This window comes from Congregibacter variabilis (assembly GCF_045689235.1).
GTDB classification, from domain to species: Bacteria; Pseudomonadota; Gammaproteobacteria; order Pseudomonadales; family Halieaceae; genus Congregibacter; species Congregibacter variabilis.
In genome coordinates, this window is the sequence record NZ_CP136864.1 from 1,512,912 (window position 1) to 1,525,130 (window position 12,219).

A 12,219-nucleotide genomic window follows, 5' to 3' on the forward strand; every position below is an offset into this window, starting at 1 on the left:
GTCACTTGGTAATCACTGGCCGTTCACCTCCTGTAAACGCAGCTGCTTCAGATTTAGCGAGTTGCGCAGTCGCTCGGGATAATCACTTGGGATACTCCACAGCAAGTTGTTCTCGGTGGGAGCAAGACCTCTCTGCTGCGGCGCATAATCGCTTCGAACAGCGAGAACGACGTCTGTGCTGGCCCAAGGATGATCAAACCAGTAGCGGTGCCCGGTAATATCAAACCCGCGTCCTTCCCAATCCCGAGATACGTCCACCACCTCCAGTCGATCAGCTGTCATCACAATCTGTTGCTGCTCTTCAGTGAGGTCGTTTGTCCGCTGTCCAATACGTGCACCGCCGCCCATGAACATCTTCGCCATATCCAGCGCACCATCCTTTGAAGAGACCGTGACGACCGTCCGCGACACCAGGTCATTAATTGCAGGAAGAGCATCAACAAATTCTGAAGTAGGCACATCCGCTGCGGCGTAGTACACAGTGCCCAGGCGGAACTTCTCGCGCAGGTCTACACCCTCCCGGGCGTGCCGGTCGTACAGAGCCTGAAGAGCAGATGTCACGACACGACCACCCGCACTCCAGCACACTATATGAATACGCCTGGCCACTGACTCTCGCGAAAGCTCCTCAATGAGGGAGGTGAGCGCCGGTGCGGCTCGATAGGCGCGGCGAACATCGCCGCCGCCGCCGTAAGCAATTATGTTCTGTCGCGTGGGCCATGAAAACGCCAAAGACGTCATATCTCGTCCCATAAAGTGATCAAGCTGAGCCGCAAACGCATTGGCGTTGTAAAAGTTCACCTTGGCACCGTGCACGTAGATCAGCAGATCATCATCTCTTGACGCCTCGATAGACGAATTCATATCGTTCATCAGCCAGGCCATGGCACCAGACTCATCGGACGACGGGGTCTCATCGGTAGATGGCGAAAAACGCCCGATCTCCACGAGCCCGGAAATCGATAAATCCACCGTGGTGTCACGGCTGTCCTGTTGAGAATAATGACTGAGGTCTGACCAGGACAATTGTGGTGCACCAAAACCCACAAGCGTCATTCCCACCGACATTTTTTCGCCTTCTAAATTGCCGTAATCAAGCCTTTGAAGATCATCCTCTCTCTGCCGCGTAGTAGCGTAGTAAACGCGTCGAGGCGTCCAGCGCTTTTCCTCGGGTATATGCTCCATGGGGCTAAACCCAAGCTCGGAAAAAACCACCGGAGTCGGCATCAGTGGCTGCACGGCAGGCCCCGAACATGCTGCCAGCAGTAGACCGAGAATGCCTGCCAGGAAGTTTCGTTTTATCAGGTGCATCATTGTCTCGTACCTTGCGTATTTTATTACCTGGTTGTTTATGCCATTCATCGCGTCGCCCAGATCGCCGCCAAGTCGCTGTTTAGATTACAAAACCCGATATTAGCAGCGCAAGGTCGTTAAGATAGACCCATGCCACGCCTGGACAAACATATTAGTAACCATATCCGTTCTTCGCGAAGATCCGTTCGCCTGATGCTGGCACAAGGACGCATCATCGTCGATGGCGTCGTGGCCAGCGACATCGCACAAACCATCGATAAATTTAGCCGCATAAAGATTGATGGCCAGTGGACACAAAACAATACAGCTCACTACCTGTTGCTCAACAAACCGCAGGGTGTGATTTGCGCCACAAAAGACCCAAAGCATCGAACCGTACTCGATTTGCTTGAGCTGCCCTATAAAGAGCAACTGCATATTGTCGGCCGTCTGGACTACAACTCAACGGGGCTGGTGTTGCTCACCAACGATGGGCAGTGGTCGAGGAAGCTATCCCACCCCGACAGCAGGCTCATCAAGCGCTACCGTGTAACCACGGAACAAACCATCACCGAACACTACGTAGAAGCCTTCCAGCGGGGTATGTACTTTGGCTTTGAGGGAATAACCACGCGCCCGGTGACACTCACGATTCTGGATGAGAGAACGGCCGAAGTCGGTCTAAGCGAAGGCAGGTACCATCAAATCAAGCGAATGTTTGGCCGCTTTAATAACAAGGTACTAAGCATCCATCGCTTTGCCGTTGGTCGCTATGAGCTGGGTGATTTGGGCTGTGGAGAATACAGGAGCATCGCGCCAAATGACGCAGCGTGCTTTACTGATTAGCGGCACGGTAGTCCTCAAGTTGCGCGCTCAGCCAATCCTTTGATCGGTGATCCCCTGAATCCGGACAGTTAATAAAATACGGTTTCCCGGACCATGAACTCTCGCTGGCCAGGCGATCAATAAACTTCTCGGCACTGGTGGCGTAGCGCTTTCCTCGACGGTACTTGAGTCGAAGATGATCCGCCGCATCATCCGCAGCATGCTCTTTTCCGTTTCTCACAAACACGCAGGCACTACTTTCAACGCTGCCGATCAAAAAATTAATCTCCTCCTCTGCAACGTCGGCGACAGCGATCATGCTCAAGCCCACCGCTAGCGCAAAAAGAAAAGCCTTTTGAAATAACTTAAAAAACATGAGAAAAATCTAAATCCAAATCCAAATCCAAATCCAAAGATGACTGCAGCTCACTGGCTTAGCGCAAATGAAACCGTCATGGGGTTATGATCCGAAGAACTCACGTCAAAAACCACGGCCTCTTCAACGGACAATCCTCGGGTAAAAATATGATCCAGGGGCATTCCAAAAACAGTCTTTCGTAAGTCATTGGCGAACTTTACCGTCTGCAGCCCCAGACTCTGCATAGATGTCAGCAGCGCCTGCTGTCGCCCTCGTCGCCAGGTGTTCAAATCGCCAGAAACAATAACAGGCCCTTGATGATCCGACAGCAAATCTGCTATCTCGTTCAACTGAGCGTGGTAGCTAAGCAAACCGAAGCTGAAGTTCACGGCATGGATATTGACCACCATTAACTCATGCTCCGTGTTACTCAGGGCGTAGCGAGTTACGTTCGTGGATTTAGGGGTACCCAACCAGGGCTCCACCGCACCGAGCCGACAGTGTTGCACGGGCCGTACCTCACTAAAGGTCACCACACCCGTAATGTCATCCTTGTTGATATACCCGGGCGAAAAAGCGGCGAAGGGGGTTTTCTCAACATGCGTCGGCAGATCCATACTGAACGCTGCCTCCTGCAATAAAACCAGGCTCGTCCCCTTCGAAAGACGCTGAAGATCGAGCGCCCAGCCCTGCTCTTCGCCCTTCTTTATGTTCCAGTTCAAAATTTTGATATTAGACGAGTCAATCGCCGCACTGGACACGGGTCTGCTCAAGGCTAACGATTCCCGGCATTGGTCGGCGCTCACCAGCGGCGCCAACTGCAAGCCCTGAAACTCCCTTAGCTCATTAACAGATTCGATAGGACCGCCTTGCGTGCTCGAACAAGCAATGGAGAGAACGGCGCTGAAGAACAAATACGTAAATCTAACAACGAAAATCATAAGTCAAACTGAACCCTGACTAAAGGACCCCAGGCGCGATCCGCGCCTCTTCGGCTGAAAACCCGAAAGAGGCTAAATCTCGGTTCTCGCCGGCTGACGCCGTGACCCAAGAGGCATTACTTACGGTAGTCTAACGCTGGCTCTCTATCCCCAAGTAGCGCTTCATACTGAAAATCAGGGCCGATACGCTCCTCAAATTCAGCTCTGGCACGCGTAAGCAGCTCTGGCTGGGTATAGAGGTCTACGGCACTCAGAGCCAAAGTCTTTGCCGCCACCATCATGCCTTTGTACCCAATGCTCGTGCCGCCGGCAGCCACCGCCTGCCAACTGTGTGCTGGCGTACCCGGCACCCAGGTAGCTGCGCGCATGGCAGCCATGGGCACGTTCCAGCTCACATCTCCGGTGTCTGCCGACGCCTTACCCCTGGTAAACACTTTAGGCTGCACAACACCGGCCGAGGCTATGTCCGGAAGACTGCCGGACAAAGTGGCTTGAATTTCTCGAGCGAAGCTAAGGTCCTCCTTGCTGTACTCAACACCACCCACCTGAGTCAGGTTAGCGTGCAGCGTGCTTGCAAGGGCCTCGTTCGGCAGACGGGGATAGGTTCCGCCAATAATCTCGTACTCCATGCTCGTTTCAGTACCCATGGCAGCACCCTCGGCCGTGCGTACCACACGAGCCCACACAGAACGCACTTCATCAACGTCCTCGTGACGAATCACGTAATAGACTTCAGCGGTCTTGGGCACAATATTCGGCGCGTTGCCACCATCGGTAATCACATAGTGGATGCGCGTGGGTTCTGTGGTGTGCTCGCGAAGCATATTGACCATATCGTTCATGGCTTCTACGCCGTCCAGTGCAGACCGGCCACGCTCGGGCGCCGCCGCAGCATGCGCAGATCGCCCCGTAAAACGGAACTTGCCGGAGATAGTTGCAAGGTTGGTACCGGGATTGGCGGTGTTGGCGTCGCTGGCGTGCCAACTAATTACTGCGTCGACATCGTTAAACAATCCTGCACGCACCATGTAAACCTTGCCCGAGCCACCCTCTTCGGCGGGTGTGCCGTAATACCGGATCGTGCCCGGCGTGCCAGATTCAACGAGCCAGTTTTTTACCGCAACAGCTGCAGCCAGCGATGCGGTGCCAAACAGGTGATGTCCGCAGGCTTGTCCCGGAGCTCCTTCAGACAAAGGCTCTTCATAGGGAACCGCCGCCTGGGACATACCGGGCAATGCATCGTATTCACCCAAAATACCAATAACCGGTCCGCCCGATCCAAATGAAGCAGTAAACGCTGTGGGCATGCCCGCAACACCTGCCTCAACGGTAAAGCCCTCTTCTTGCAGGGCATCTTGCAACAGGCGGGTGCTCTGCACCTCCAGATAGCCCAGCTCCGGACTCGACCACAGCGTTTCGGCTATGGACTGATAACGCCCATAGTCACTGTCAAGGGCATCAAGAATGGCGGCCTTATCAAGCTGCGCAGACACCGACACTGAGAATACCGACAGTGCAGTGAGTAGAATCCGTTGGGGAAGAAGTGACTTAGGCATGGCTACCGTCCGTTTCAAAATCTTTTGGAGGAGAAAGTGTACCGCGCTCTAGCTGTCGGTACAGCGCTTGGGTTTCGAGACTGGCGTTCGGGATCAAACCGCTTGGGCTAATCATTGCTAGCCGGGACAAGATTCTCAACAGAAATATCGACACCCAGAGTGTGAGACATCCCCGGGGCTAGGTTAACTGCATCACGGGCGACGTTGCCCGTTTCTACACAGACCATACGCCGATATCCCCCCACCTCAAAGTCATCCATCCTCGCAGACTTGTCGACCCAGGGGTTCCATACAACTGTGGATTGACTGTTCTTCTTGTGCAGGCAGATTTTTCGGCCCAGGGCCTCATCCTCTATCCATTCATCCGCATCGCATTGCTCATAGATCCGATCCAGTTCAGCATCGAATCGAATTTCTCCCACCTGGGTAAAACGCCGAAATTCCTGCAGTGCATCGAGATATTCGACCTGCTCCAGCCCGCCAACGACCGCGGCATCAATGTCCCCAACATAAAAGTAAGAGTGCAGCGCAGCGGTTAGCGTTTGCGGTATCGTTGCCCGATTCGTCATGGTCAGTGACAGTGAAAGAGATTGCCCTACAGACACTCTGAGCTCTAAGGCAAAAGGTACGGGCCACAGACCTCTACTATGCTGATCATCCTCGAGAAAAAGCACGAGTTCGGTAGAATCATCGGCACGCTGCTGGATTGACCGTAATCGCCAGAAGCAATTTCGAACAAAACCATGAGGCGCCTTATCCGCATCGGGATGAGCACCAAACCAGGGCCAGCAGATTGGCACACCGCCACGCACGGACTTACCCTCGGCATAGACGGCATCTTTACTCACCCACAAGACTGGCTCCTGACCGTGCGGCTGGTAGCTCAAAACCTGCGCACCATGCAATGCAATGCTTGCAGTTGCGTGGGAGTTATTTATTTCAATAAGCGGGTAGTTGGGCGATGCATCGACGATACGCACCGTAGCGTCGATGGCAAATCGCTGATTGAGTTCTGAAGTATTCACGGAGATTTCACTAACGTCGCATGGCATTGGTCAGATTGAGCGCAGAGGCACTCAATTAAAAATAAAGGCAGTGCACAAATCAGAGTCTATCCCTCTGTAGGGTTTCAAACCGCCTTACTGGCTCATTTTTTTGGTACTTTGGTTGCCTGCCAGGTACTCGCTCGCCATTGGCCATTGCTGCGCTCAAAGACGCCGGTGTTGAGGAAGTAGTCCACCGCACCATCGTCGGCGGTCGCGATCAGACGAAAGGTCACCACCGCCACACCGTCGGCAAGAATGCGAATATCGACTTGGTCAGAGCTGTACACCGCAGAGGCCTCTTCGGGATCCGGGGCTTCACTCATACCAGCGAGAATTTGTTCCTTACCGTAGCGCGACCCACTGGAGCTTGTGTAGACAAGGTCCTCAGACCAAAATCGTCGATGCATATCAGCATCATTTACCGAGGCACCGGCGAGAAACTCATCGACCAATTCCGCCAACTCCGAACGCTCATCAGCAAACACCGACATAGCACTGAGCAGCAACAGCGTGAGAGATAAAACAGCCTTGTTAATCATGTAAGCACCTGAGCGAAGCTATCGCAGAACCCAAAATAGGATACTGCGATAGAAGCACAGCGCTGGCAACTACTTAGGCGCTGCGTCGATTTCCATTACTGGATCGAGCGCGATCTCCGCCACCACTGCCTCGGCGAGCGTTCTGGCCACCAGCTCCAGGACGACCGCTTCCCTGCCCCCGTCCACGCCCTGGAGCAGCGCTGCGACCATTGTTGCGAGGATTACTTCGCCCACCACCACGACCGTTCTGAATCGGCTCAGCTTTGATGCTAGGGTCAATATCAAAGCCCGGCAGATTGATCTTTTCAATATCCTTGCCCAAAAGCTTTTCGATATCGCGAAGCAGCTTAAGCTCATCCACACAGACCAGAGAAATCGCATGACCTTGCTGACCCGCGCGAGCTGTACGACCGATGCGATGAATATAGTCCTCTGCCACATTCGGCAGCTCGAAGTTGACCACGTGAGGCAACTTGTCAATATCGATACCGCGTGCCGCAATATCTGTCGCGACGAGTGCTCTGATCGTACCGGCCTTAAAATCACTCAGAGCCCGCGTGCGTGCACCCTGCGATTTGTTGCCATGAATCGCCGCCGCGCTAATGCCATCTTTATCAAGCTGTTCGGCCAGTTTGTTGGCTCCGTGCTTGGTGCGGGTAAAAATAAGCACCTGCTGCCAGTTACCTTCGCCGATCTGCTGCGATAACAGCTCGCGTTTGCGCTTCTTGTCTACCGGATAAACCAACTGACTAACCAGTTCCGTTGCGGTGTTTTGTGGCGTGACCTGAATCTGCTCGGGTTTTTCCAAAAACTCTGATGCCAGCTTCTTAATTTCATTAGAGAAAGTAGCCGAGAAAAGAAGTGTCTGACGTTTCTTGGGGATCACTTTCATGACCCGCCGAATATCGTGAATGAAACCCATATCCAGCATACGGTCAGCCTCATCCAAAACGAGAATCTCGATCTTGGACAGGTCAATACTGCGCTGCTGTACATGATCCAAAAGACGCCCGGGAGTCGCGACAACAATGTCTACGCCCTTAATGAGCTTCTGCTTCTGGGGATTAATGCTAACTCCGCCAAAGATTACGGCTGAACGAAATGGAAGATAACGACCGTAGTCTCTTACGCTTTCATGAACTTGCGCCGCAAGCTCTCGCGTCGGCGTGAGCACCAGCACTTTAGGAAAGCTCTTTTGACCCTCCTGATATTTACTCTGAAGGCGCTGCAGCACTGGCAGGGTAAAACCTGCAGTTTTACCAGTACCGGTTTGAGCCCCGGCCAGCAGGTCACTGCCCTGAAGAACCAGCGGTATAGCTTTTTGTTGAATGGGGGTTGCTTCGTCGTAGCCTTGTTTTTCTACGGCGCGCAGTAGTTCAGCCGAAAGGCTGAGATCTTTAAATAACACGTAATGTATTCCTGATGTTGTATAGAAGTTCGTCTGACAGACCTGCGCCCTGGCTTTTAAAGCTTACGCAGTGGCTCGGTCCAGACTGGGATTTCTTTGGGTACTAGCCAGCACAATACGTGCAGCTTAGTTGCGGCGCAGACCGAAGTACGCCACGAAGGCGCGCACAGTAACAGAGCTGAGAATAAATGAAAGAAAAGAATTTTCTTGTGCTACAGCATGCGTATGCCGTCTTGCTCCAGCGAGATCACTCGCTGCTTGTACAAAGCGCCAATAGCTTGCTTGAAGACCTTCTTGCTCACGCCAAATACCGCATAAATTTCCTGAGGCGGGCTTTTGTCCGTCAACGCAAGAAATCCGTCGTTGACGCGCAGTCGGTCAAGAATCCTGGTGGAGATATCATCCATCTTGGCTTTGCTGAATCCCGGCTGGTTGACAGAGAGGTCGATTTTTCCGTCATCGCGGATGCGTTGAATAAACCCCTCCATCACCTGCCCTTTCTTAACTCGTCGGTACAATTCGTTACTGTACAAAAGCCCCCAGCACTCGTGGTTAATAATGGCCTTGTAGCCCAGCTCAGTTCGCTCCGCCACCATGAGGCTCACCCGCTGCCCCTGCTTGAAGCCCTGTGCGCTATCGCTAATCCAGTGGTCAATGCGTGTGGAGCCCGCTAGGCGGCCCTGATTGTCGACATAGACTTTCACGAGGGTATGTCCACCCTTTTTTAAGGGGTGCTGCTGCTCCGCAAAAGGAATAAACAGATCCTTAGGCAAGCCCCAATCGACGAAAGCGCCCAAACTATTGATCTCGACCACTTCAAGCCAGGCAACCTCCCCTAACTGCGCCGCAGGCTGCAGCGTGGTGAGTGCCGGGCGACCTTCGGCCTCGAGATAAGCAAAGACCTGCAACTGGTCACCAACGGCTAAAGATTCGGGACATTGCTTGCGTTCCAAGGGCAGGCGACCCCAGGCCTGGGCATCCAAAATGGCACTGTGCGCCCCTATCTCAAGAACCTTGAAGGTGTGAAATCGACCGATTTCCTGCTGCATACCGCTACTCGCAAAGGTTTTCTTGACGACTATCGTAAATCATTGCCCGCTTCGAATCCGCTGCAATCCAATTATTGCTTGGGATTATTCCCAAGGTCCGGACTCGACCTGCAACCCTGAGTCCATTAATGTGCGCATCTTCCCTAGCAATAGCATTGAGAACTCTGGACGCCTTCCGGAGCTTCTTGCGTTTTTCAGGACTTATCAATTGATATCTACCGCTAACATCACCATGCAGTTTGCTGCAAAACCGCTATTTGAAGACATCTCCGTTAAATTTGGTGATGGAAACCGCTACGGCCTTATAGGGGCTAATGGCTGCGGCAAATCTACACTCATGAAAATCCTTGATGGAACGCTTACTCCCTCGGCTGGCAACGTCTCCATATCGCCAAACGAGCGCCTTGGCAAATTAAGCCAGGACCAGTTTGCCTACGAAAAATATTCCGTAGTAGATACCGTGATGATGGGCCATGAGGAACTATGGGAAGTTAAACAAGAGCGCGATCGAATTTACTCGAACCCGGACATGTCTGAGGAAGACGGCATGCGAGTCGCGGACCTTGAGGTGCAGTTTGCCGAGATGGACGGATACTCCGCAGAAAGTCGTGCTGGAGAAATTCTTACCGGAGCAGGAATCGCTCAGGAGCTGCATCACGGTTTGATGAGCGAAGTGGCTCCCGGCTGGAAACTTCGAGTGCTGCTCGCGCAGGCTCTGTTCTCGGACCCGGATATCCTGCTTCTGGACGAGCCTACGAACAACCTTGATATTGACACCATCCGTTGGCTGGAGACGGTGCTGAACCAAAGCAAGTCCACCATGATCATCGTGTCTCACGATCGACACTTCCTCAATGCTGTATGCACCCACATGGCCGACATCGATTATGGCGAACTGCGTGTGTATCCAGGAAATTACGATGACTTTATGACGGCATCAACCGCTGTTCGCGAACGACTACAGTCGCAAAATGCCAAAAAGAGTGCCGAAATCGCCGACCTGAAGCATTTTGTGTCGCGATTTTCCGCAAACGCCTCCAAAGCCAAGCAGGCGACCTCAAGGGCCAAGCGCATTGAAAAAATCAAGCTGGATGACATCAAGCCATCCAGCCGTGTTAGCCCCTACATTCGATTCAAACAGGAAAAGAAACTGCACAGACAGGCTGTAGTAATCGATAAACTGAGCCATGGTTTTGACGAGGGCCCACTGTTTGACAACGGCAATATTATTCTCGAGGCCGGTGCGCGACTGGCAGTGATCGGTGACAACGGCGCGGGCAAGACAACACTCCTGCGCTGCCTCATGGGGCAGATTCAAGCTAACGTGGGAAGCATTAAGTGGGCCGAGAGTGCCACCTTAGGGTATTGCCCCCAGAACACCACTGATGAATTTGATAGCGAGCTCAATCTATTCGATTGGATGAGCCAATGGCGTAAACCCAGTCACGATGATCAGATCGTGCGTGCCACTTTGGGCCGTCTGCTGTTTTCTTCAGATGACTTTATCAAGAAGGCAAAAGTGTGCTCCGGAGGCGAGAAAAACCGCCTGCTGTTTGGCAAACTTATGATGATGGACACCAACGTGTTACTGCTCGACGAGCCTACCAATCACCTGGATATGGAGTCCATTGAAGCCCTGAACCTGGCGCTGGAACACTACGACGGCACGCTAATCTTCGTCAGTCACGACCGGGAGTTCGTGTCGTCGCTGGCTACTCGAATCATCGACATTCGCGATGGTGAGTTGGTTGACTTTCAGGGCACCTATGATGAGTACCTGTCTCATCAGGAAGCCTTGGGCAACGTCGCCCTGGCATCCTGAACACGTCTCTTATGGAGCCGGAAGACAGCTAGGGCGACTGCTCCCAACTAAATGCCTCGTATTGGGGAAGTGTGAGGCTTTCGTCGGGCGCTTCCTGCACCTGCCGGCGAAGCCTAAAAATATCTTGCTGCAAGCTTGTTCGATACTGACGGACTTCTCCCCACTGTTTGAGAAATTCTTTAGCTGCCTTTCCCGTTCTATCTTCTAACTTCATGCCCGGCACAAGAACCTCATAAGCCTCCTGGAGCCTCTGGGAATTTTGCTGCTCAAAGGCGGACACCACCGAAGCCTGACTATCGGGTAAGGGCACATACTGTGGTGAAGGATTGTTGGCATAGACGCTAAAATAATCGAGATACTGTTGGGTAGGCACGCTATCGGCAGAGCCCCAGATGTGCATATCTTTGGCGTTAATCAAGCGCTCGGTGTTCGCGTTGACGATCATCACAGTGGGTGTCGCAAAATAGTGCGGCTGATCAAAACGCCGAGTGATCTGACGCAAGTCTTTGAAGTATCCGACATCAACAAACACGGTCTCGTAGTGATTCGCCAACACGCTGGCAACCTCAGGGGCCGCAAACTTTTCTACCAGTCCAGTGCTGTCATGACACCACTGAGCACCCATCACCAGCAACAACAGTTTGCCACTGCTCTTTGCGCGGTCCAGTGCCCGCTGTACATCCAGCATCGGATCTGGCGAGTCCACATAGGCAGAAGGATTCGAGAGCTCTGCTGTCTCTGTGGCGTAAGCCATTGTCGCGGCCACCAGGCACAACAATTTTAGCGAATAGGTAAAAAGTGATCGCATGGTGACGAGACTCCTATAAAAGATTCAAAGCGTAAGCGGCAGGGCCAGTCACGGGGTCATCTCAGACACTTCGCAGCGCCTTCATGGCCGCATAGCACAGGAGCCAAAGGATCAGAAAAGCGCCCACGAATGCCATACCAAAGCCCACAGCACCGAAAAGGTTACTCGCACCCAGAGGATTGTCACCAAAGCTCAGGGCCCGGCTGCCAGACGCGTTTCCTGCCCAATAAAACACGGTGTTTGCCCAGCCAACGTAGATAAAGCCCCATACGGTAACGCTGCGCATTCGATTGCTTAAAGAAATCATTGGTAGAGACCAAGCCACGGCGATTATTAACAGTCCGTTGGTAAGTCCCCCGCTGTGTGCCCTGGCCCACCCTTCGGCTGTGCCGTAATAAGGCATTGCAATGATTTTTCCAGGATACAGCTCCAACCCACCTATCAAGCCAAAACCAAGCATGAATCCAGCCAACATGCTGACCGCGATTACCAAAAAAGCGTTGCCAATCATTAACTTCTGATATCGTTCCATTATATTTTTCTCTTTCTCAGACCGAGATCTAACCATACCGAT

The 12,219-nt window shown here is 52.8% G+C and carries 12 protein-coding genes; 2 read left to right on the forward strand and 10 right to left on the reverse strand.

All coding sequences use genetic code 11. The features are described from left to right. Nucleotides 1-12: 12 nt before the first annotated feature. A complete protein-coding gene (locus tag R0135_RS06620) occupies nucleotides 13-1,314 on the reverse strand; it encodes an alpha/beta hydrolase (protein WP_407349466.1) in 1,302 nt (433 codons plus the stop codon). A gap of 129 nt (nucleotides 1,315-1,443) precedes the next feature. Between R0135_RS06620 and R0135_RS06625 the strand changes: the two genes are divergently transcribed. Then, complete coding sequence (locus R0135_RS06625; protein WP_407349467.1) at nucleotides 1,444-2,139, forward strand: pseudouridine synthase; 696 nt, start codon at nucleotides 1,444-1,446, stop codon at nucleotides 2,137-2,139. Here R0135_RS06625 and R0135_RS06630 read toward each other — a convergent pair. From R0135_RS06630 to R0135_RS06660, 7 genes are all read right to left on the reverse strand, one after another. Further along, a complete protein-coding gene (locus tag R0135_RS06630) occupies nucleotides 2,129-2,494 on the reverse strand; it encodes a DUF5329 family protein (RefSeq protein WP_407349468.1) in 366 nt (121 codons plus the stop codon). The genes R0135_RS06625 and R0135_RS06630 overlap by 11 nt on opposite strands. Nucleotides 2,495-2,544: 50 nt before the next feature. Further along, the gene (locus R0135_RS06635) at nucleotides 2,545-3,417 is read right to left on the reverse strand and encodes an endonuclease/exonuclease/phosphatase family protein (protein WP_407349469.1); all 873 of its coding nucleotides are present in this window, start codon (nucleotides 3,415-3,417) and stop codon (nucleotides 2,545-2,547) included. Between the two features lie 116 nt (nucleotides 3,418-3,533). Continuing rightward, nucleotides 3,534-4,973 carry an amidohydrolase gene (locus tag R0135_RS06640; protein ID WP_407349470.1) on the reverse strand — a complete coding sequence of 480 codons (1,440 nt, stop codon included), beginning with the start codon at nucleotides 4,971-4,973 and terminating at the stop codon, nucleotides 3,534-3,536. Between the two features lie 107 nt (nucleotides 4,974-5,080). After that, nucleotides 5,081-5,998 carry a D-hexose-6-phosphate mutarotase gene (locus tag R0135_RS06645; protein WP_407349471.1) on the reverse strand — a complete coding sequence of 306 codons (918 nt, stop codon included), beginning with the start codon at nucleotides 5,996-5,998 and terminating at the stop codon, nucleotides 5,081-5,083. 122 nt (nucleotides 5,999-6,120) lie between these two features. Beyond that, nucleotides 6,121-6,558 carry a nuclear transport factor 2 family protein gene (locus R0135_RS06650; RefSeq protein WP_407349472.1) on the reverse strand — a complete coding sequence of 146 codons (438 nt, stop codon included), beginning with the start codon at nucleotides 6,556-6,558 and terminating at the stop codon, nucleotides 6,121-6,123. 73 nt (nucleotides 6,559-6,631) lie between these two features. Continuing rightward, nucleotides 6,632-7,966, reverse strand: a complete 1,335-nt coding sequence (locus R0135_RS06655) for a DEAD/DEAH box helicase (protein ID WP_407349473.1) — start codon at nucleotides 7,964-7,966, stop codon at nucleotides 6,632-6,634. 212 nt (nucleotides 7,967-8,178) lie between these two features. Next, nucleotides 8,179-9,015: a S1 RNA-binding domain-containing protein gene (locus R0135_RS06660; RefSeq protein WP_407349474.1), complete on the reverse strand. Its 837-nt coding sequence runs from the start codon at nucleotides 9,013-9,015 to the stop codon at nucleotides 8,179-8,181. A 208-nt stretch (nucleotides 9,016-9,223) separates the two neighbouring features. Between R0135_RS06660 and R0135_RS06665 the strand changes: the two genes are divergently transcribed. After that, nucleotides 9,224-10,837: an ABC-F family ATPase gene (locus R0135_RS06665; RefSeq protein ID WP_407349885.1), complete on the forward strand. Its 1,614-nt coding sequence runs from the start codon at nucleotides 9,224-9,226 to the stop codon at nucleotides 10,835-10,837. A gap of 28 nt (nucleotides 10,838-10,865) precedes the next feature. Here R0135_RS06665 and R0135_RS06670 read toward each other — a convergent pair whose 3' ends face one another. Further along, nucleotides 10,866-11,645, reverse strand: coding sequence for a thioredoxin family protein (locus R0135_RS06670; protein WP_407349475.1), 780 nt, complete (start codon nucleotides 11,643-11,645; stop codon nucleotides 10,866-10,868). A gap of 61 nt (nucleotides 11,646-11,706) precedes the next feature. Next, nucleotides 11,707-12,177 (reverse strand): isomerase, encoded by a 471-nt coding sequence (locus R0135_RS06675; protein ID WP_407349476.1) that lies wholly within the window; start codon nucleotides 12,175-12,177, stop codon nucleotides 11,707-11,709. Between the last annotated feature and the right edge of the window lie 42 nt (nucleotides 12,178-12,219).

Coding starts and splice junctions, on each gene's coding strand:
- R0135_RS06620 (WP_407349466.1), bottom strand. CDS start 1,314: ATGATGCACCTGATAAAACGAAACTTCCTGGCAGGCATTCTCGGTCTA.
- R0135_RS06625 (WP_407349467.1), top strand. CDS start 1,444: ATGCCACGCCTGGACAAACATATTAGTAACCATATCCGTTCTTCGCGA.
- R0135_RS06630 (WP_407349468.1), bottom strand. CDS start 2,494: ATGTTTTTTAAGTTATTTCAAAAGGCTTTTCTTTTTGCGCTAGCGGTG.
- R0135_RS06635 (WP_407349469.1), bottom strand. CDS start 3,417: ATGATTTTCGTTGTTAGATTTACGTATTTGTTCTTCAGCGCCGTTCTC.
- R0135_RS06640 (WP_407349470.1), bottom strand. CDS start 4,973: ATGCCTAAGTCACTTCTTCCCCAACGGATTCTACTCACTGCACTGTCG.
- R0135_RS06650 (WP_407349472.1), bottom strand. CDS start 6,558: ATGATTAACAAGGCTGTTTTATCTCTCACGCTGTTGCTGCTCAGTGCT.
- R0135_RS06660 (WP_407349474.1), bottom strand. CDS start 9,015: ATGCAGCAGGAAATCGGTCGATTTCACACCTTCAAGGTTCTTGAGATA.
- R0135_RS06670 (WP_407349475.1), bottom strand. CDS start 11,645: ATGCGATCACTTTTTACCTATTCGCTAAAATTGTTGTGCCTGGTGGCC.
- R0135_RS06675 (WP_407349476.1), bottom strand. CDS start 12,177: ATGGAACGATATCAGAAGTTAATGATTGGCAACGCTTTTTTGGTAATC.